The sequence below is a fragment of the Ponticaulis profundi genome (assembly GCF_042659465.1).
GTDB lineage: Bacteria > Pseudomonadota > Alphaproteobacteria > Caulobacterales > Hyphomonadaceae > Ponticaulis > Ponticaulis profundi.
The window spans coordinates 478286-498451 of the sequence record NZ_JBHSSW010000066.1 but is presented as its reverse complement, the minus strand read 5'-3'; the positions used below and the strand labels follow the sequence as shown (position 1 = coordinate 498451).

The 20166-nt window shown below is 53.5% G+C and carries 20 protein-coding genes; 11 read left to right on the top strand and 9 right to left on the bottom strand.

Annotated features, from left to right (window positions below):
- Positions 1-5: 5 nt before the first annotated feature.
- Positions 6-1262, bottom strand: coding sequence for a tyrosine--tRNA ligase (gene tyrS, locus ACFQDM_RS18305; protein WP_377381861.1), 1257 nt, complete (start codon positions 1260-1262; stop codon positions 6-8).
- Between tyrS and ACFQDM_RS18300 the strand changes: the two genes are divergently transcribed.
- The gene (locus ACFQDM_RS18300) at positions 1261-2451 is read left to right on the top strand and encodes an anhydro-N-acetylmuramic acid kinase (protein WP_377381858.1); all 1191 of its coding nucleotides are present in this window, start codon (positions 1261-1263) and stop codon (positions 2449-2451) included. The genes tyrS and ACFQDM_RS18300 overlap by 2 nt on opposite strands.
- A gap of 2 nt (positions 2452-2453) precedes the next feature.
- Here ACFQDM_RS18300 and ACFQDM_RS18295 read toward each other — a convergent pair whose 3' ends face one another.
- Positions 2454-3122, bottom strand: coding sequence for an alpha/beta hydrolase (locus ACFQDM_RS18295; RefSeq protein WP_377381855.1), 669 nt, complete (start codon positions 3120-3122; stop codon positions 2454-2456).
- Between the two features lie 141 nt (positions 3123-3263).
- Here ACFQDM_RS18295 and ACFQDM_RS18290 point away from each other — a divergent pair, with 141 nt between their 5' ends.
- From ACFQDM_RS18290 to ACFQDM_RS18250, 9 genes are read left to right on the top strand one after another with little or no spacing between them, the layout of a single operon-like run.
- The gene (locus tag ACFQDM_RS18290) at positions 3264-3722 is read left to right on the top strand and encodes an Rrf2 family transcriptional regulator (protein ID WP_377381852.1); all 459 of its coding nucleotides are present in this window, start codon (positions 3264-3266) and stop codon (positions 3720-3722) included.
- Positions 3723-3730: 8 nt separating this feature from the next.
- Entirely contained in the window at positions 3731-4867 is a 1137-nt protein-coding gene (locus ACFQDM_RS18285; RefSeq protein WP_377381850.1) for a cysteine desulfurase family protein, read from the top strand.
- On the top strand, positions 4867-6420 hold the full coding sequence (gene sufB, locus ACFQDM_RS18280) for a Fe-S cluster assembly protein SufB (protein WP_377381847.1): 1554 nt from the start codon (positions 4867-4869) through the stop codon (positions 6418-6420). Before ACFQDM_RS18285 ends, sufB begins: the two co-directional genes overlap by 1 nt.
- The gene (locus ACFQDM_RS18275; protein ID WP_377381844.1) at positions 6420-6674 is read left to right on the top strand and encodes a hypothetical protein; all 255 of its coding nucleotides are present in this window, start codon (positions 6420-6422) and stop codon (positions 6672-6674) included. The genes sufB and ACFQDM_RS18275 overlap by 1 nt, the downstream gene beginning before the upstream one ends.
- 11 nt (positions 6675-6685) lie before the next feature.
- Positions 6686-7447, top strand: a complete 762-nt coding sequence (sufC, locus tag ACFQDM_RS18270) for a Fe-S cluster assembly ATPase SufC (RefSeq protein WP_377381841.1) — start codon at positions 6686-6688, stop codon at positions 7445-7447.
- Entirely contained in the window at positions 7447-8670 is a 1224-nt protein-coding gene (gene sufD / locus ACFQDM_RS18265; RefSeq protein ID WP_377381838.1) for a Fe-S cluster assembly protein SufD, read from the top strand. The genes sufC and sufD overlap by 1 nt, the downstream gene beginning before the upstream one ends.
- The gene (locus ACFQDM_RS18260; protein ID WP_377381835.1) at positions 8667-9890 is read left to right on the top strand and encodes an aminotransferase class V-fold PLP-dependent enzyme; all 1224 of its coding nucleotides are present in this window, start codon (positions 8667-8669) and stop codon (positions 9888-9890) included. The genes sufD and ACFQDM_RS18260 overlap by 4 nt, the downstream gene beginning before the upstream one ends.
- A gap of 9 nt (positions 9891-9899) precedes the next feature.
- The gene (locus ACFQDM_RS18255; protein ID WP_377381832.1) at positions 9900-10301 is read left to right on the top strand and encodes an SUF system Fe-S cluster assembly protein; all 402 of its coding nucleotides are present in this window, start codon (positions 9900-9902) and stop codon (positions 10299-10301) included.
- 52 nt (positions 10302-10353) lie between these two features.
- Positions 10354-10713, top strand: coding sequence for a HesB/IscA family protein (locus ACFQDM_RS18250; protein ID WP_377381829.1), 360 nt, complete (start codon positions 10354-10356; stop codon positions 10711-10713).
- Here the strand turns inward: ACFQDM_RS18250 and ACFQDM_RS18245 are convergent, their stop codons facing one another.
- The 4 genes from ACFQDM_RS18245 to ACFQDM_RS18230 form a co-directional block, all read right to left on the bottom strand.
- A complete protein-coding gene (locus ACFQDM_RS18245; protein ID WP_377381826.1) occupies positions 10714-11505 on the bottom strand; it encodes a lysophospholipid acyltransferase family protein in 792 nt (263 codons plus the stop codon). It lies immediately after the preceding gene.
- A complete protein-coding gene (locus ACFQDM_RS18240) occupies positions 11505-12098 on the bottom strand; it encodes a TetR/AcrR family transcriptional regulator (RefSeq protein WP_377381824.1) in 594 nt (197 codons plus the stop codon). The genes ACFQDM_RS18245 and ACFQDM_RS18240 overlap by 1 nt, the downstream gene beginning before the upstream one ends.
- Positions 12099-12238: 140 nt before the next feature.
- Positions 12239-13033 (bottom strand): enoyl-CoA hydratase/isomerase, encoded by a 795-nt coding sequence (locus ACFQDM_RS18235; RefSeq protein ID WP_377381821.1) that lies wholly within the window; start codon positions 13031-13033, stop codon positions 12239-12241.
- Between the two features lie 63 nt (positions 13034-13096).
- Entirely contained in the window at positions 13097-14149 is a 1053-nt protein-coding gene (locus tag ACFQDM_RS18230; RefSeq protein ID WP_377381818.1) for a GGDEF domain-containing protein, read from the bottom strand.
- 133 nt (positions 14150-14282) lie between these two features.
- Between ACFQDM_RS18230 and ACFQDM_RS18225 the strand changes: the two genes are divergently transcribed.
- Positions 14283-15716, top strand: coding sequence for a coniferyl aldehyde dehydrogenase (locus tag ACFQDM_RS18225; RefSeq protein ID WP_377381815.1), 1434 nt, complete (start codon positions 14283-14285; stop codon positions 15714-15716).
- 8 nt (positions 15717-15724) lie between these two features.
- On the opposite strand, the gene ACFQDM_RS18220 is transcribed toward ACFQDM_RS18225, so the two are convergent.
- The 3 genes from ACFQDM_RS18220 to ACFQDM_RS18210 all read right to left on the bottom strand — a co-directional run bounded on the left by ACFQDM_RS18220 (position 15725) and on the right by ACFQDM_RS18210 (position 20066).
- Positions 15725-17095, bottom strand: a complete 1371-nt coding sequence (locus ACFQDM_RS18220) for a DEAD/DEAH box helicase (protein WP_377381812.1) — start codon at positions 17093-17095, stop codon at positions 15725-15727.
- A 150-nt stretch (positions 17096-17245) separates the two neighbouring features.
- Positions 17246-19219, bottom strand: a complete 1974-nt coding sequence (parE, locus tag ACFQDM_RS18215; RefSeq protein WP_377381809.1) for a DNA topoisomerase IV subunit B — start codon at positions 19217-19219, stop codon at positions 17246-17248.
- A gap of 136 nt (positions 19220-19355) precedes the next feature.
- Complete coding sequence (locus ACFQDM_RS18210; RefSeq protein WP_377381806.1) at positions 19356-20066, bottom strand: transglycosylase SLT domain-containing protein; 711 nt, start codon at positions 20064-20066, stop codon at positions 19356-19358.
- Positions 20067-20166 lie beyond the last annotated feature (100 nt).

Genomic DNA, 20166 nt, shown 5'->3' with positions numbered 1-20166 from the left:
GAGGCTTACTCTTGTAGCTTCAGGCGGGCATGACGCTTTTTGCCAATCGACAGCGTCAGAACACCTTCATCATCGAAATCAGAAGCGCTCAGAACGGCATTCGCGTCTGAAACTGACTCACCATTCACCTTAGCAGCTCCCGCCTTGAAGTGGCGCCGCGCTTCGCCGTTTGACTTCGTCAACATTGCGATTGTGAATCCTGCTGCGACCAGCAGGCCAGACTCAATGTCTGTCTTCGAGATATCGAAGGTCGGAAGTGCATCGCCGGACGCGCCTTGCTCGAAGACTTTTGCAGCTGACTCTCTGGCGTCTGTTGCCGCTTGCTTGCCGTGCAGCATTTCTGTTGCTGCATCGGCCAGAGCAATCTTTGCATCGTTGATTTCAGCGCCTTCCAGCGATTCCAGTCGGCTAATGTCTTCCAGCGGGATATCCGTAAACAATCTCAGGAAACGACCAACGTCTGCGTCTTCCGTGTTGCGCCAGAACTGCCAGTATTCATAAGGACTTTTCTTTTCTGCATTGAGCCAGACAGCTCCACCCACGGTTTTACCCATTTTGGCACCGGACGCAGTGGTAATGAGCGGGCAGGTAATGCCATAAGCCTGTTTTCCGTCCATTTTGTGGATGAGGTCTGCTCCGGCAACAATATTCCCCCACTGGTCGGAGCCACCCAATTGCATCCCGCAATTGGCGCGTCGTGAAAGCTCCAGGAAGTCATAAGCCTGCAGGAGCGTGTAGTTGAATTCCAGGAAGGTGTAAGGCTGTTCGTTTTTCAGGCGGCGGGCAACCGTGTCCTGCTTAACCATCGTGTTGATGGTGAACAACTTGCCCACATCGCGCAGGAATTCGATATAACCAAGGCCATCCAGCCAATCAGCATTGTTGAGCATCACGGCATCGGTCGGACCGTCGCCGAATGTAAGGAACTTTTCGAAGGCGCTTTTGATGCCTTCAGCATTCTGATTGATCTGCTCTTCAGTCAGAATCGGGCGGGATTTTTCCTTGTCAGTCGGGTCTCCAATCTTGGTTGTCCCTCCGCCGATCAGGACGATGGGCTTGCCGCCGGCTTGCTGAAGACGGCGCAACATCATGATGCTGACAAGGTGACCGACATGGAGACTATCGGCGGTCGCATCATATCCGGTATAGGCTGTCGGTACGTTCTTTGAGCAATAAGCATCGAGCTCAGCTTCGTGAGTCGTTTGCTTGATGTAGCCACGAGATTGCAGCGTTGACAGAAAATCGGATTTGAATTCGCTCATGATAGTCTCCAATGGACGCGGCGATCTAGCACGAAGGTTGACAGGTTTGAACAGTACACAAAGCGATTTTTCCCCGGTTTGGGCGCTGGGTTTCATGAGTGGCACGTCGCTGGACGCGGTCGATGCAGCTATGATCCTGACGGATGGCGAACGCGTGCTGGAGTTTGGGCCAACAGCTGAGCGAACGTATACCGACCAGGAACGTACCGTTCTCGCAGATGCCGTCGGCGCTGCTCGCAACTGGAACTGGGAGGGGGCTGAGCCAGTATCCTGTTTTCAGCGCGCTTGCGAGGTGCTGACCTCTACGCATGAGGCGGCTTTTCAAGACATTCTTCGCCAGTGTGACGGCGATTCAAAGCCAGAGGTGGTTGGCATCCACGGTCAGACTGTTCTTCATCGCGCTCCCGGCAGAAGTGTGCCGGGGCGAACGCTGCAGTTACTCGACCAGAAGAACATCGCCGAGCGTTTTGGACTGCCAATCGTTTTTGACTTTCGAACTGACGACGTCGCGGCTGGTGGTCAGGGGGCTCCGCTTGCCCCGGTGTATCATCAGGCCCTTTGTGCTGATCGGAACAAACCCGTTGCGGTGCTGAATTTGGGAGGCGTGGCGAATCTCACACTCGTTTCCGATACTATGATCTTGCAGGGGTTTGATTGCGGTCCTGCTAACGGTCCGGTCGATGAATGGGTCGAGCGTCACAAGCAGGGGCGCTATGATCGCGACGGAGGCTTTGCCCGTTCTGGCAGTATTGATGAGGCACGCATTGCGGCCTGGCTAAATTCAGACTGGTTCGATCAGCCGCTGCCCAAGTCTCTGGACCGCTATGACTACAATGCTGACCTCGCTGAAGGACTGAACTTTGCTGATGGATGCGCAACACTGACTGCCTTCAGCGCAGCGGCGGTTGCAAAGGGGCTGTCAGCGTTTTCAGAAAGCGTCAGGGAAGTGGTCGTTTGCGGGGGTGGACGTCACAACCCATTCCTGATGGAGCAATTGGAGGCGCGCTGCGGCGTGCCAATCCGAACAGCTGAAGACGCGGGATGGCGTGGAGATTCCATCGAGGCAGAAGCGTTTGCACTACTCGCTGTGCGGCACCTGCGAAATCTTCCGATCAGTTTTCCGGGAACGACCGGAGTGAGGGCGCCCATGACAGGTGGGCGCACTCAGTATCCTGTGAATGTGGGCTAAATTTAAATTTCGCCTAGACGCTCACGCTCAGCCTTCATGAGGCTGTTATCCAGATATTTCGCGCAAAGCTCGGTCAGATCATCAAGCTTGTTCTGGTAGAAGTGGTTTGCACCTGGCACCACATCGCGCGAGATTACTTCACCCTTTTGAACCCGGACCTTTGTCAGCGCGCGTTCAATGTCCTGAGGTGAGGCAATCTTGTCATTGTCTCCAGAAACAATGAGGCCGGATGCAGGGCAAGGCGCAAGGAAGCTGAGGTCATAATGATTGGCTGGCGGAGAGACGGCGAGGAAGCCGTCAATTTCAGGACGACGCATCAGAAGCTGTAGGCAGATCCACGCACCGAATGAATAACCTGCGACCCAGCAATATCGAGGCGTTTCAGTCAGCGATTCCATATAGTCGAGAACATATGCTGCATCAGAGAGCTCACCAACGCCGGACTCGAACTGACCTTGGCTGCGACCGACGCCGCGGAAGTTGAACCGCATTACTGAGAAGCCGCGAGACTCGAAAAGATTATAGAGTGAGATGGTAACCGGGTCCTGCATGGTTCCGCCCGCTTTCGGGTGGGTATGCAAAACCAGCGCAATAGGGGAATTCTCTTCCGGGCCTTCTGTATACCGTGCCTCGATGCGTCCGGCTGGGCCTGGGATAATAATTTCCGCCATATTGTCGCTCCTGGCTTTGTCGCAGTGATCAATCCGAACCGGCGTGTTAAACGTGCATTTGGGAAAAAATCAAGAATTTAACATGAAGAATAGTTGACCTTTTTCCTTGGGTATATATGTCCAGATCACTTGGAGAAAAAAATGAAGCTAGGAACCAAAGGACGCTATGCCGTCATGGCGCTGGTGGATCTTGTGGAAACAAGTTCTGGTCAGCCTAAAACTCTAGGTGATATCGCCGCGAGTCAATCCATTTCTTTGTCTTATCTGGAGCAGCTTTTTGCAAAGATGAGGAAGCGCGGTGTTGTTGTTAGTGTTCGAGGGCCGGGCGGTGGTTATAAACTGTCTAAACCTGCTTCAGAGACGCGCTTGAGCGATATCATTCTTGCTGTCGACGAGCCGATAAAGACAACACGATGTGCTCCGGACTCTGGTCGCGGCTGTGGTCCGCAAGGCGAGAAATGCGCGACGCACGAGCTTTGGGATGCCCTGCGGCAGCACATACTGGGCTTCCTGGCTCAGGTGACTTTGGAAGACGTCGTTGAAGGACGCGCGGGCAGTATCGTCCAGATGCAACGCGTAGACCGGGCGACTGCTGCTTAAAACGTTACATGACCTATTGTGATTACAACGCAACAGCTCCGCTCCGACCAGAAGCGAGAGAAGCAATGCTGCTGGCTATGGATGTCCAGGCAAATGCCTCATCTGTGCATTCGGCCGGACGGCGCGCTCGTCGCATGATAGAGAGTGCGCGCACAGCTATCGGCGGTGTCATCGGGTCGCGATCCGAAGATGTTGTCTTCACAAGTGGTGGAACAGAAGCAAACGCGCTGGCGATACTTGGCGCGCTCGCGAAAATCGAACATGCGGTCTGGTTTTATTCGGACTTGGAACATCCAGCGGTTCGCGATCTCGCTATGTCCGGGCGATTTGAGACGCGCAGGGTTGCGGTTCTCCCGAATGGCACAATGGATCTGGAGGATTTGGCGCAGAAGCTCCAGTCGCTCGACGGGCAAACGCCGTTTCTGTCACTCATGTTGGCGAATAACGAGACAGGTGTGATCCAACCTGTTGCTAAAGCCTGCGCACTCGTCAGAAAATATGATGGCCTTGTGCATTGTGATGCTGTCCAGGCCGTTTCGAAAATTCCCGTGAGTGTCGGCATGCTCGGAGTCGACTATCTCGCCATGTCGGCTCACAAATGCGGAGGCCCACAAGGCGTTGGTGCGCTCTGGCATCGTGCAGGCGCTCCGCTGCTGCCGCAACAGATTGGTGGCGGCCAGGAAAAATCCATTCGTTCCGGTACCGAGAACCTGATTGGGATTGCTGGCTTTGCTGCGGCTGTCGAAGCAAGCGACCCGTATAAGGAAGCACCGCGGATTGAAAAAATGCGTTCTGTGTTTGAAACAGCGTTGAAACAGGCCGCTCGCGTCACCTTTTTCGGTGATCATCTCGAAAGACTTCCCGGAACCTCGTGCTTTGCCCTTGAAGGCTTCAAGGGGGAGACACAGGTGATGGCTATGGATCTGGCCGGGTTCGCCGTATCATCTGGATCTGCATGTTCCAGTGGTAAGGTGCGGACATCGTCCGTTTTGCTTGCGATGGGCGCGTCTGATGCGCTCGCATCTTCGGCACTGCGTGTCAGTTTTGGGTGGCGTTCAGAGGCTGAAGATGCTCAAGCACTGGCGGAAGCCTGGTTGAAGGCGGCGCGACGCGTTTCGTCTCATGCGTTTAAGGAGATTGCCTGATGGCAGATGGAAATCCATCCGCTGAAGAAGTGAAGGTCAAAGAAGGAATCGACAAAGCAACGGTCGATGCCGCCCGCGCGCTTGAGTCGAAGAATTACTCCGCAGGCTTTTCGACCGAGATCGAGCAGGAGTTCGCTCCGCGCGGACTGAACGAAGATATTGTTCGCTTCATTTCAGCCAAAAAAGACGAGCCTGAATGGATGCTGGAGTGGCGTCTGAAGGCCTATCGTCGCTGGCTTCAGATGAAGGAGCCGGAATGGGCTAAGGTTCATTATCCAACGATCGACTATCAAGATGCATATTATTATGCCGCGCCGAAAACGGGCGCACGCTATGAATCTATCGATGATGTTCCGGAAGAAATTCTGGAGACGTATAAGAAGCTCGGTATTCCACTAAAGGAAGCCGAAGTTCTGTTGGGTGTGGAAGGTGCTGCCGAAACCGCGGCAGACGCACGCACAGACCCGGAAAAACCTCGCGTAGCTGTGGATGCGGTTTTCGATAGTGTGTCTGTCGCAACGACCTTCCAGAAAGAGCTCAAACAGGCTGGCGTGATCTTCATGTCGATTTCGGAGGCGATCCGGGAATATCCTGAGCTTGTCCAGAAATACCTCGGAACTGTGGTGCCACAGTCTGACAATTTCTTCGCAACATTGAACTGCGCAGTCTTTTCAGACGGTACATTTGTGTACGTCCCGAAGGGCGTACGCTGCCCGATGGAGCTTTCCACCTATTTCCGGATGAACGCGCAAGGGACGGGGCAATTTGAGAGAACTCTCATTGTCGCTGATGAGGGCGCTTATGTTTCTTACCTCGAAGGTTGTACCGCGCCGATGCGCGATGAGAACCAGCTCCACGCTGCTGTCGTGGAACTGGTCGCGCTGGATGATGCGGAAATCAAATACTCGACCGTCCAGAACTGGTGGCCGGGTGATGAAGAAGGCAAAGGTGGCGTCTACAACTTTGTGACGAAACGCGGTGATTGCCGCGGCGCACGATCCAAGATTTCCTGGACACAGGTTGAGACCGGTTCTGCGGTGACGTGGAAATATCCAAGCTGCATTCTTCGCGGTGATGACAGCGTTGGCGAGTTCTATTCAATTGCCGTCACAAATGGGCGCCAGCAAGCCGACACAGGCACGAAGATGCTTCATCTGGGCAAACGAACGCGCTCACGGATTATCTCTAAGGGTATTTCGGCGGGCAAATCTGACCAGACCTATCGTGGGCTCGTATCCGTTCACAAAAAGGCGGAAAAAGCGCGTAACTTCACGCAATGTGACTCGCTTCTAATTGGTGCGAACTGCGGTGCGCACACTGTGCCGTATGTCGAGACGCGCCGGGCTGACGCACAGCTCGAGCATGAAGCCACCACGACAAAGCTTTCAGATGATCAGCTGTTCTATGCACGCCAGCGCGGTCTCGATGAAGAGCAGGCGGTCGCACTGCTAGTGAATGGCTTCGTGCGTGATGTCATTCAGCAATTGCCAATGGAATTTGCTGTGGAAGCTCAAAAGCTCCTGGAAGTGAGCCTTGAAGGGAGTGTCGGTTAATGGCGACACGTTACTGGTTCAAAAGGAAAACGAGCGCGCTCGACTTCGGACGCCCTGCCAACTGGAAGGGCTGGGTTGCGCTGCTGATTTTCATTTTCCTGTTTGCACTGATCGTTCAAATGATCGGTGCCTGGATCTTTTCTGGTTTTTCGCCACTCGCGTCAGGCGTCTGGCTGTTTGCGCTGCTGTTCATTCTGATCGGTGCGTTTCTGAAACTCAATAATCACTTTTCGCCGCCGACGGGCGAGGCGTAGAAAGAAGTACGATGCTGAAGATAGACAATCTGTTTGCAAGCGTTGGTGATGAAGAAGACACCAAGGAAATCATCAAAGGGCTCACGCTTGATGTTCCGGCTGGCGAAGTTCACGCCATTATGGGGCCAAACGGTGCCGGCAAGTCGACTCTATCATATGTTCTGACGGGCCGTGACGGATACGATGTGACCGGCGGAAGCGCTGAGCTGAACGGTGAAGACATTCTCGAAATGGAACCTGAAGAGCGCGCCGCATCTGGTCTTTTTCTGTCCTTCCAGTATCCGGTCGAAATCCCCGGTGTTCCGGTGATGACCTTTGTCCGAACAGCACTGAATGCACAGCACAAACAACGTGGCGAAGATGAAATTAGCGCTGCTGAATTCCTGAAAAAAGCCAAAGCAGTAGCGGCTCAACTTAAGCTGACGCCGGAAATGCTGCGTCGGCCAGTGAATGTCGGCTTTTCGGGCGGTGAGAAGAAGCGCCTTGAGATTTTCCAGATGATGATGCTGGAGCCGAAATTCCTGATCCTTGATGAGACGGACTCCGGTCTCGATATCGACGCGCTGAAAGTTGTTTCAGATGGTGTGAATGCGCTTCGTTCACCTGAGCGCGGCATGCTGGTGATCACACACTATCAACGCCTGCTGGATCATATCCGTCCTGACAAAGTGCATGTTCTGGCGGACGGGCGCATCATCGCGACCGGTGGCCCTGAGTTGGCAGAGAGGCTCGAGAAAGAGGGTTATGACGGCGTGCTGGCGGAGGCCGCGTAGTGACCACACTGACGGAACTCCTCAAAGATCCAACACCTTCCGAAATCAACTTTGCTGAACAATACAGCAAGCTTGGATATTCAGGTCAGCGCGAACGCAATTTCGAAGCGTTCGCTGCGACTGGCTTGCCCACGCGCCGTATTGAGGCCTGGAAATGGTCGGACCTTCGGTTCGCATTGTCTGCATCTGTAGACCCGGCTGACATTTCTCTTCCAGACACGCCGTTTGCGACGATTGAAGACGCCGTTACGATACGGTTCACAGCTGATGGCATTGAGTTGCCAGAAGTCATCCCTGCAGGACTTTCCATAACAACGAAGGATGCTGGGAACGCGCTACCCGGGGCCGAAGAAATTCCGGTTGCTGCTCTCGCTGCTGCGTTGGCGACAAAGCCTGGAACTTTGCTGATTGAAGTTAAAGGCAAGGTCTCTGTTCCACTTCATCTGGTTTTCGAGAATAGCGCAGATCAGACATTCTCGCACACGCGTTTCGTCATGCGCGAAGACGCTGAACTGACGGTGTATGAGAGCCATCTTGGTGGCAAAGGGTTTTCCAATCACGTCCTGGAGTACTCGCTTGAACAGCGTGCAGATTTGACGCGTGTTTTGTTCCAGAATGCTGATGCTGCATCCGTCCAGGTCTTTACTGCCATCATTCAGCTTGAAGCTCAGGCACGCCTGAAGCAGTCATCACTTGGTTTCGGTGCAAAGCTCTGCCGTAATGAAACGCGTATCTTCCATCAGGGAGATGAAGCACATGCCGTGCTAAATGCGGCCTACCTGCTTGATGCGGGGCGTCATTACGATCAAACGAGCCTTGTTCGCCATTCACGTGAAGCCTGCACCACACGCCAGCTTGTCAAAGGTGTTGTGAAAGATGAGGGGCGCGCCGTTTTTCAGGGCAAGTTCCATGTTGCTCGCGCAGGTCAGCAAACAGATGCTGAGATGCAGCACCACGCGCTCATTCTGGAGAATGGCGGTGACGTGAATGCCAAGCCTGAACTCGAGATCTATGCTGATGACGTACAATGTGCACACGGCAACACGGTAGGTGCTCTGGACGGCGAGGCGCTGTTCTATATCCGTCAACGTGGTGTTCCTGAAAAGCAAGCCAAAGCGCTGCTAACGGAAGCTTTCCTTCTCGATGCTCTGGGGCAGGTCCCGGACGGTGCGCGCGAACCAATGTCCGCAGAAATCAGATACTGGCTGGAGAGCTATGTATGACCGCTGTGCTGGATGTTGAGGCTATTCGCGGACAGTTTCCCATTCTTTCTCGTGAAGTGAATGGAAAGCCGCTTGTGTATCTGGATAGCGCGGCTTCTGCCCAGAAACCGGAAGCCGTCATCGATGCATTTTCCGGACAGATGCGTACGGCCTATGCCAATGTGCACCGCGGACTACATACCTTAGCGAATGAAACAACCAGTGCCATGGAGGATGCGCGCGAAAAGGTGCGTGCCTTCGTCAACGCTTCTAGCGCAGACGAAATCGTTTTCACCAAAGGCGCTACGGAGGGCATCAATCTCGTCGCAAATGGTTTTGCTGATGACATCAAGCCGGGCGATGAAATCGTCCTGTCCGTGATGGAGCATCATTCGAATATTGTGCCTTGGCATTTTCTTAGAGAGCGCCACGGCGCAGTTCTGAAATGGGTGGACCTCAATGAGGATGGTTCGCTCGATATGGAAGCTTTTGATGCCGCCTTGAGCGCCAGAACCCGGATCGTCGCCATCACGCATATGTCGAATGTTCTGGGCTCCCGGACTGACGCAAAGGCCATTTGCCAGAAAGCGCGTCAGGTTGGTGCGAAAGTGCTTCTGGACGGCTGTCAGGCTGCTGTGCATATGGCCGTTGATGTTCAGGACCTTGATTGCGACTTCTACGTCTTTTCGGGGCACAAACTTTATGGTCCGACGGGCGTAGGCGTCCTCTACGGTAAAGCTGCGTCTCTTCGATCTCTTCGGCCCTATCAGGGCGGCGGCGAGATGATCGAGAAGGTCACGCAGTCAGAGATCACATATAACGATATTCCTCACAAATTTGAGGCAGGGACGCCTGCGATTCTTGAGGCAATTGCACTGGGAGCTGCAATCGACTGGATCTCAGGTTTTGATCGGACTGCAATCGCCGCTCATGAGCGCGAGCTCTACGATATGGCGCTCGATGGACTGAAGGGCGTTAATGCCCTGAAAGTGCATGGTCTGACGGAGGATACAGGCGCCATTCTGACCTTTTCGGTAGATGGTATGCACCCGCATGATATCGCACAAATACTTGACAAGTATGGTGTGGCAATTAGAGCCGGTCACCATTGTGCTCAGCCATTAATGTCCCATCTAGGTGTTACAGCGACGGCCCGGGCGAGTTTTGGTGTCTACAACACACCAGGCGATGTTGAAGCCTTTCTTGAGGCCTTGTCTAAAGCAATGAGAATGCTTGGTTAGGAAGAACTGATGTCACAAACAGCCGAAGATCGAGACATGATCGATTTCAGCGCTCCTGAGGAGAAGGCTGAGCCTGCTGCTGCGTCTGCGATTCCGGAAGATGAGTTGAGCCGGATTACCGATGAGCTCATTTCTGAGTTCAAGACTGTGTTCGACCCGGAAATTCCTGTCGATATCTATGAGCTCGGTCTGATCTACAGTGTCGATATCGATGATGATCGAAATGTTCAGATCGACATGACGCTTACAGCGCCGGGATGTCCTGTGGCCGGCGATATGCCGGGTTGGGTGCAATCTGCTGCCCAGCGAGTGAAGGGTATTAACAAGGTGAATGTCGACCTCGTGTTTGACCCACCATGGGATGTCTCACGTATGTCTGACGAAGCGCGTCTCGCGCTGAACATGCTCTGATATTCGGCCGCTCCGGCTTGAATGTCAGTCTTTTAGGGGCCAGTTTCAGATTATGGCTAGACGACCAAGACCAAAACTCGTGACGCTGACAGATGCGGCTGCAAGCCGGGTTAGCGAGATTATGTCTGCAAAAGAGCAGGGCTATTTGCGCGTTGGCGTGAAAAATGGTGGCTGCGCGGGCATGGAATACGTAATGGAATATGCTGATGCGCCGGAGCCACTGGACGAAGTGGTCGAAGACAATGGTGTGCGCATCGTCGTGGATTCCAAGGCGGTGTTGTTTCTGCTTGGGTCGGAAATCGACTATGAGATCACGCCTCTGCACGCCAAATTCGTATTCCGTAATCCAAACCAGACGGATGCCTGCGGTTGTGGCGAGAGTGTAACCATCACGCCGGCAGCGACTGTTTAATCAGACGGTCCTCTCAACCGGTGGCACGGCGACTTCTCCGTTTCTCGGATCCGGGATAAGCTCGGTCTTTCTGATGGTCGTGCCACGTCCTTCGGCGACAAGCTCGGCTGTCTTATCTTCCACCATCTTCGTGATCAGCGCCATGGTTTCTTTTTTGTCCTCGCCGGGCCAGACCGGCGGCAGGAACTCAATGATGGCTGTGCCGGGGTTTTTCTCGAAGGACTGCTGTGGCCAATACAAACCGACATTGGTGGCAACAGGAATAATAGGAACTCCCATTTCTTTCGCCAAATGCCAGACCCCTGGTTTGTAACGGAAGTGATAATCGACCGGTGCGAGGTGTCCTTCAGGATAAATCAGTACACGTCGTCCATCCTCAGCCGCTTGTCGGGTTCCATTTGCCAGGGATGCAGCTTTCTTCTCTCCGCCGCCGCACGTGTCGATTACAATCGCGCCAAGCTTTTGCAGAATGCCCTTCACAAATGGAAATTTCTCGAGATGGTCTCCCGTGACGAACGCGATGTTCTCAATCTCTGGGTAAACGAGAAAACCGTCTCCCCAACTCTGGTGTTTGCCAGCAAGTACGTACGACCCCTCAGGCAGGCGCTCCCGACCACGGACTTCATGGTGAATACCAGCGAATGTGCGCAGTGCCCAACGCATCGACTTCGTATACTGAAGGATCAGCCAGCGCACCGCCTTGTCCCCCGGGATTGTAAGACAGGGAAGAGCTGCCAGCACATACCCAATTGAAAGGAGCCAATAGGCAGCGTTGAATGTGATCGCTCTCATCAAAGAACATCCTCAGGGCGCGTTTTCAGAATGGCAATAATACCCGCAGCTAATGCGTTTCGATGGTCACCCAGCTTCCCTGTAAGTCTCTTATAGGCCTTGTTTTGTCCGGCCTGGGACACGACGCCCAGACACATGGCGGCCAGAACAGCTGGATCGCCCTGCGGGATATGACCGTTATCGATGAGGTCGGCGATAAGAGCCTCGGTCAAAGAAACAGGATCATCCTCGCGCTTGACGTCATGCTTCAGAAAGCGATTGAGATTGAGAAGGTGGTAGCAGCATAGGTCCCATTCTTCATCAGCGAGTGAGCAATACGCATCAACGATCGACAGCACTCTGCTTTTCAGGTCATTGCCTGCCAATGCTGCTTCGATGAGAAGCGTGGACATGCGATGATGGAAGGACATGAAAAGGGATTCGGCCAGTTCATCCTTGCCTTTATAGTGCCTGTAGAGCGCACCTTCAGAGACACCGGCTTTCTCGGCAATCTGCCGGGTTGTTGCAGCGTCAATGCCTTCTGAGATAAACAGAGCGACGGCTGCCTGTTCAATTTTCGGTTTGGCGTTTCTCGTTCTGACTTGAGGCTGCATGTTTGTTCTCCTTGAGTATTAGCTAACACACAAACAAGAAGAACGCAAGTGAGCGATCACTCGCAATATTCAGGCTTATACATGAGATGCAATAACCCCTCTGGCTATTCGAAATAGCCAGAGGGGTAACAAAGATGAAACTATTCGCCTTTGAACTCTGCTGGACGTTTCTCCAGGAACGCTTTCACGCCTTCGCCGAAGTCAGCTGTTCTGCCGGCCGTTCGTTGAGCTACGCGCTCAAAGTGCATTTGCTCAGCCAGATCTCGTTCGGAGCTATCCCAGACAAGTTCACGAATCATGGCGAGCGATACAGTAGGGCCATTGGCCATTTCTGTTGCCATGGTCATTGCCGTGTCCATCAGTGCATCCGATGACACAACCTGATTGATCAGGCCCCAATCAAGGGCTTTCGATGCGGGTATCTTGTCGCCAAGCAGCATCATTTCCATTGCGCGTGCGCGGCCAATCAAACGGGGCAGGAGCCATGTTGAGCCACCGTCGGGTACCAGGCCAATGCGTCGGAAGGCCTGCATGAAGTAAGCACTGTCAGCGGCGACGATGAGGTCACCCATCAGAGCAATTGAGCAGCCTACGCCAGCAGCTGCGCCGTTGACGGCGGTGATGATGGGATGCGGATGCTCCTTCATCGCCATGATCAGGGGGTTGTAGTGCGAATCCAGCGCGCTTCCGGCATCGAATTTACGTTCTGATTTCGGCGCACCGCCCGGACCAGCAGATGTCAGGTTCGCGCCGGAGCAAAAGCCGCGGCCATTGCCGGTCAAAATGGTTGCGCGAGCATCATCCGAAGCCTTCTCGAACGCAAGCAGCAGATCGTTTGCTGTGTCGAGACCTGCGGCGTTCATGGTTGCCGGGTCATTCAATGTTATGACGGCAACCGGCCCCTTAACTTCATAAGTGATTTTTGTAAAAGACATGAGCGTTCCTCCTGACACACTGTTTTAGAGCATGTTCGGGGAACCGGAAGTCCTGACCTCGCGTCAAGCCGCGATATGAGTTTTCGCCTGAGCAGCTGTTACACAGTTGCGGCCTGCACGCTTCGATTCGTAAAGCATCATGTCGGCTCGACGCAGGAATTCTGAAACAGAGTTTCCTGGCTGTAGGTCGGCGACGCCGAAAGAGACTGTTACACTGCCCAAATTCTCATCTGTAGACTTGCGTTTCAGCTGTTTTGCTTCAATCGCGCGGCGCATACGCTCGAGCATTGCGACGGCCTGGTGAGCGGTCACGCGCGGCATTATGATCGCAAATTCTTCGCCGCCATATCTCGCAACAAGATGGTCTTTGAGACACATCTTTTGAAGCGTGCCAGCGACGAAACGAATGACCTGGTCGCCCGTCTGGTGTCCCCAAGTGTCATTGAATTGCTTGAAGAAGTCGATATCGCACATGGCAAGTGCAAGTGGATACTCAAGCTTTTCAGCCTCATTTACGCGGAACCGAAGAGTGTCGTCGAAATGCTTGCGATTGGCGACATTCGTCAGACTGTCTGTCAGGGATTCAGTGCGGACTTTCTGCAAATGGAAGCGAAGTTCTTCGACTTCGCTTGAGGATGTTTCGAGCCGCTTCGACAGCTCTTCGTTCTCCTGCGCCATTGCTTTTGTAGCCGACGATAGGGATGTGATCAAAGACATGAGCTGGCCGCTGTCCAGCCGTCCTGTATCGAGTGCTTTTGCGGCGTCGTCGAGATTTTCGGAGAAAAGTTCCGTCTTTTGTCCAGCGGCCCGAAGGGTGGCTAGCGCTCCTGCCAATTCTTCGGCCAGTCGGGCGCCGGTTTCCACGACCTCGTTATTCAGGCGTGAATGGCTGAAGTATTTTTCGTAGAGGGACTCAGTGGCGCGTTCGTCGATGCTGCCATGTGCCTGAAGTTCCTGGTCGAGATCTTCTCGCAGTCCTGGTGTCCAGTTGTGCTGGTAATGTAGCCAGATTTCGTAGTTCTGTGGTGTGATCGGAAGCTTGTGATCGATTACATCACTTACGGCCAAAATGCCGTTATTTCGACCTTTCTCACCGCTCAGATCCCCGACATTCATACCCGAACTCGCAATTCTTATAGTTTTGGTTCGGCTTATAAGGGACTAAAAAAGTAAAGGTATTCGTAAATCCGGATTGCATATTCGAATTGCCTGAAGAAAATGATTAATAATCGGGGAGGAAAAATTGACCATGGTTGAAGAAACAAACGCCGTCACAGAGATGAATAACTTGTTGGCCGCCCAAAAAGCTGCGCATTTGAAGGACGGTATTCCGACAGCAGAGCGACGAATAGACTGGATTGATCGAACGATCTCAGCGCTCATCACGAACAAAGATCGGCTCGCCGATGCCATGAGCGAGGATTTCGGACACCGGTCAAGGGATCAGTCGATGGTCACGGATATTTCTGCGTCGATCGAGTCGTTGAAACATTCCAAAAAGCACGTCCGGAAATGGATGAAAGCAGACAAGCGGAAACCTATTTCACCGCTCGGCTGGTTTGGCGCAAAAGCGCGTGTTGAGTATCAACCGAAAGGCGTCGTAGGCGTTGTTTCTCCTTGGAATTTTCCGGTGAATCTGACCTTCGTTCCGCTTGCCAACATCTTTGCCGCCGGCAATCGGTGTATGATCAAGCCTTCAGAGTATACGCCGGTGACTTCGGAGGTGATGAAAGAGATTCTGTCGAAAACATTCGATCCTACAGAAGTTGCTGTTGTAACCGGCGGCCCTGAAGAAGGCGCAGCCTTCACGAAGCTTGCTTTCGATCATTTGTTGTTCACGGGCGCAACATCGATTGCATACCATGTGATGCGATCCGCTGCTGAGAACCTGGTGCCGCTTACGCTTGAGCTCGGGGGCAAGTCACCGGTGGTGATTGGACAGAGTGCCGACATGAAGAAGACAGCCGCACGCGTAATGGCGGGAAAAACACTGAATGCAGGGCAGATCTGTCTGGCACCCGACTATGTGTTTGCGCCGGAAGATCGGCTCGAAGAGTTTGTCGGTGAGGCCAAGAACGCTGTTGCGAAAATGTATCCGACTTTGAAGGAAAATGACGACTACACGTCTGTCGTAAATCAGCGTCACTTTGATCGACTTCAGGGATATCTGGAAGATGCGAAATCGAAGGGCGCACAGATCGTTGAGATCAACCCGGCAGATGAACATTTCAGTCAGCAACCACACCATAAAATTCCACCCACTCTGATCCTCAATCCGACCGACGATATGACGGTGATGCAGGACGAAATTTTCGGTCCGCTTCTGCCGGTTAAAACCTATAAGTCCACCAGCGAGGCCGTTGATTACGTCAACGGACACGATCGCCCATTGGCTGTGTATTATTTCGGTGAAGATTCGTCGGAACGGGATTTCGTTGTGAACGGAACAACCTCAGGAGGCGTCACTGTCAATGACGTGCTTTTCCACAACGCGGCCGAGGATCTGCCTTTTGGCGGCATTGGTCCGTCAGGAATGGGGGCGTATCACGGTCATGACGGGTTCCTTGAGTTCTCGCACAAGAAAGCCGTTTATACACAGACGAAATCGGAAATACTGGCAATGATGCGCCCACCATATGGTGAAGCGCTTCGTAAACAGATTGCGGGTCGTCTAAAGCCGTAAGAAGCCGATCAGATTGGTCTCTGGAGAAAAGCTGGAACGTGATCTCCGAGGCCAACAACGGGGCCGGCTGGGGCAGGGGGAAGTAACTCGTTCTGATTGCCTTTTTTGCCCCTGCCGCGCGATGATGAGTTGTCATCGCTTGCATGTTGCTTGTTCTTGGGTTCACGGCTGGACTTAGAGCCTTTTGAGCTGTCGGAGCGTTTTCCGCCGCGTCGAGAGGATGGGGCTTCCAATTCGGAAAGCTCTTCCTCGAGTCCGTCAGGCATATATTCCTGAACGTCGCTTTGGATCTGCTTCAGAACGGCATCCCACAGCTTTTCGTCGTTTGGTCCAACGATCGTAAAGGCTTCACCTTTTCGGCCTGCTCGTCCTGTTCGACCAATCCGGTGGACATAGTCATCGGAGTTTGGTGGTGGCGCGTAGTTGAAAACATGACTGACGTCCGGAACGTCCAGGCCACGCGCGGCGACATCACTCGCAACCAGCAGCTTCAGGTCGCCTGCGCGGTATTTCTCGAGTGTTTCCGTTCTGTGCGCCTGCGAGAGATCACCGTGGATAGGTGCCGCGTCATGGCCATGTTTGCAAAGAGACTTCGCGACAATATCGACTTCGACTTTACGGTTGCAGAAGATAATACCGTTCTTGATGTCACGGCTCTCTATGACGCGACGCAGCGCCGTTCGCTTCGCTTTGTCGTCGCCACGATCGAGTTTGACCACATGTTGCGTAATTGTGTCTGCGGTCTGAGCGGGACGGGACGCTTCAATACGCTTGGAGTCGGTCTGAAACTGCGTGGCCAGCCGAGTGATTTCTGGCGGCATCGTTGCTGAAAACAGCAAGGTCTGGCGACGTGGTGGAAGCAGTTTGCAGATTTTTTCCAAGTCCGGAATGAAGCCCATGTCGAGCATGCGGTCGGCTTCGTCGATGACGAGCATCTCCACGCCAGTCAGAAGAAGTTTGCCGCGCTCAAACTGGTCGATGAGTCGGCCTGGAGTTGCGATCAGAACGTCGACGCCCTGCATCAGAGCCTTATCCTGATCACCAAACGCCACGCCACCAATCAGAAGAGCCATGGAAAGCTTGTGATTGACGCCGTATTTTTCGAAGTTCTCAGCGACCTGAGCAGCTAGCTCGCGTGTTGGTTCGAGGATCAGTGTACGCGGCATACGGGCGCGCGAGCGCCCTTGCGCAAGACGATCAATCATTGGAAGAACGAAGGCCGCTGTTTTGCCCGTACCTGTTTGTGCGATCCCAGTTATGTCTCGCATGGACAGGATGGCCGGAATGGCCTGAGCCTGAATGGGCGTCGGTTCACTGTATCCGGCTGATTTTACCGCAGCGAGTAACTCGTCGCTCAGTCCTAGCTCGTCAAAGGTCATGCAGTCTCTTTATTCCGTTCGATGATTGATGGTGCGCAAATGAAATGCTGCGCCGCATATACTATGCGCCGCGAAAATACTGAAGAGTTGATATGAGTCAAATGAAACGCGAAACTTCGTGAAAGTATCCCGTCCCGATGATACTCTTTATCAGATATCCAGATCTTCTACAAATTGTGCGTTTTCTTGAATGAAGCGGAAGCGTAGTTCAGCCTTCCGGCCCATCAATGTCTCGACCAGATCTGCCGGAGAAACATTCGGATCATCAGGTAAGGTAATCCGGGCTAGCGTCCGCGTATCTGGATTCATGGTGGTTTCTTTGAGCTGTGCAGGCATCATCTCACCAAGACCTTTGAAACGGCCGAGTTCAATTTTCCGGTTTTTGAATTCCGTTTCAAGAATCTCCGCCTTGTGTGCGTCATCCATTGCGTAAACTGTCTTGCCGCCAGCGCTGATACGATAGAGCGGTGGCATTGCGAGATACAGTCGGCCAGCCTCAACCAGCTTCGGCATCTGCCGGAAAAAGAAGGTGATGAGGAGCGATGCAATATGCGCTCCGTCGACATCAGCGTCGGTCATAATGATGACGCGGCCATATCTAAGTTGAGACAGGTCGAATTTCTTGCCGAGACCGCACCCGAGCGCCAGTGACAGGTCTGATAATTCCTGGTTTTTCGCCAGCTTGTCTGAGCTCGCATTTGCTACGTTCAGGATTTTACCGCGGAGCGGCAATATGGCTTGCGTCGCGCGGTTGCGCGCCTGCTTGGCGGAACCGCCGGCCGAATCGCCCTCGACAAGAAAAATCTCTGTTCCTTCGGGGGAATTGCTTGAGCAATCGGCAAGTTTTCCGGGAAGACGCAGCTTGCGTGTCGCTGATTGTCGGGAGACTTCGCGTTCTTTGCGTCGGCGCAAACGGTCATCAGATTGCGAGATGACCCACTCGACCAGCTTGTCGGCCTCCTTGGGAGAAGCGGCAAGCCAGTGATCGAAACGGTCTCGAACTGCATTTTCCACAAGTCGAAAAGCGGCCGCGGTAGAGAGCTTGTCCTTTGTCTGTCCCTGAAATTCCGGGTCGGGAATGAAAACCGAGAGAAGCGTGCCAGATGTGCCCATCACGTCTTCAGCGGTGATTTGAGCGATCTTCTTCACGCCCTTCAGGTCGCCATACGCGCGAAGGCTTTTTGTTAGTGCAGAGCGCAGTCCGCTTTCATGCGTGCCACCTTCCGGTGTCGGAATGGTATTACAGAACGAGCGAACCTGGCTATCGAACTCACCGAAACCCTGACCAGTCCAGCAGATAGCCCATTCAACCTTTCCTGACTTTCCGGAGTCGACCTTTCCGGTGAACGGGTTGTCGGTCACCAGTGATTTGCTTGATGTCCATTCCTGGAGTTGATCAGCAAGGCCGTTTGGATAGTGCAGCACCATCTCGGCTGGGACGCTGTCATCAGGAGGAAGTAGGGCAGGGTCACATTTCCAGCGAATTTCGACGCCGCTTTGCAGATAGGCTTTCGATTTCGCCATCTGGAAAAGACGCTTCGGTTTGAAGGTCGCTTTCTCGCCGAAGATCAAAGGATCGGGCTTGAAGCGAACGCTCGTGCCGCGGCGGTTGCTGGCCGAACCAACTTCCTCGAGCGGGCCTTTGGAAAACCCACGTTCGAAGCATTGGCGATACAGTTTCTTGTTACGCGCGACCTCGACTTCAACTCTCTCCGACAATGCGTTGACAACAGAAATGCCAACGCCGTGCAGGCCGCCTGCCGTTTCATAAGCTTTCGATGAGAACTTACCGCCTGCATGCAAAGTCGTCATAATGACTTCTAGAGCCGATTTGTCCGGCATTTTTGGGTGTGGGTCGATTGGAATACCGCGACCATTGTCCGTCACACGGAGATAACCGTCAGTCGACAGCGAGACTTCGATCCAGTTCGCATGACCTGCGACGGCTTCGTCCATTGAGTTGTCGAGCACTTCGGCGAACAGGTGATGGAGTGCACGTTCATCCGTTCCGCCAATATACATGCCGGGACGACGACGGACAGGTTCCAACCCCTCGAGAACTTCAATGTCCTTGGCGGAGTAGCTTTCTGGTTCTTCTTTGCGTGCGGTAGACAAATCTGACATGCGCTTATTTTACCTGAGTCGGCACAATCACCTATGAGCTGTCTGTCAATAACAGACTTCATGCGGACTGCTGCCTCTTCCTGTACATTTCTTTGTGGAGTAACGCAGGAAAGAGCAGGGTTTAATAGAAGCGGACTTAGCCTTTCGGTCGGACGATCGTTCCCGAGAATCCTGGCTTGCTATTTAGCTTTTCAAGTTCGCCGTCTGATGAGACTTGCGGGAAAGGACTATTGAAGTCCGGAATCGAAAACCATCTTACTGTTTTTTTGGGGCCACAGTCTTCTAGATCGCGACGAAAGAGACGAACGCGTTCTGCATACCGATTGGCGCGCTGTGCGATCCACATATTCGATTGCCAGGCACCCGTCGCGTAGCCTCGCGGGCCCAGTTTCCAGACATAATAGACACCGAGCGAGTCAAACGGGGATAGCTGAGTTCGGTTCGATGTTCGCGCGAAATACCATCCCATAAAGTCTGACAAATCTGCGAATTCGTTGGGTGAAGCCCCCGCTTGGCCGGTTTCGGCTTTGTAGTTCTGCCAGGTCGCTTCGAAGAATCCGGCCGGGAGACCTGGCGTTCCTTTCGCGGGAAGCGTGAATGTCGGGCGCCATTTTGGAGGAAGCCTTTCGCCGTCCAGTGCCCATTCTTCGGCAAACAGCGCTAATTGATGTTCAGGCGTCAGACCCCACCGGATTTCAGTCTCCTTAGCGGCTTCATACCAATCGCTTCGGTCGCGAAAGATCTGGCATGCCAGTGTGTCCGGTGTCTGTTCCGCGACAAGAACATCTTGAGCAAATGCGGTCAGCGAGAAAAGACTGACAAGGGACAGAAACCCGAAACGAAGCATGTGGTTGGTCTCCTTAAACGTGCCCACATGTCTGACACAGAAGAGCAAACAAAAAGAAAACCGCCGCTCCGTGGGAGCGGCGGCTTCTGGTCTATTGTCG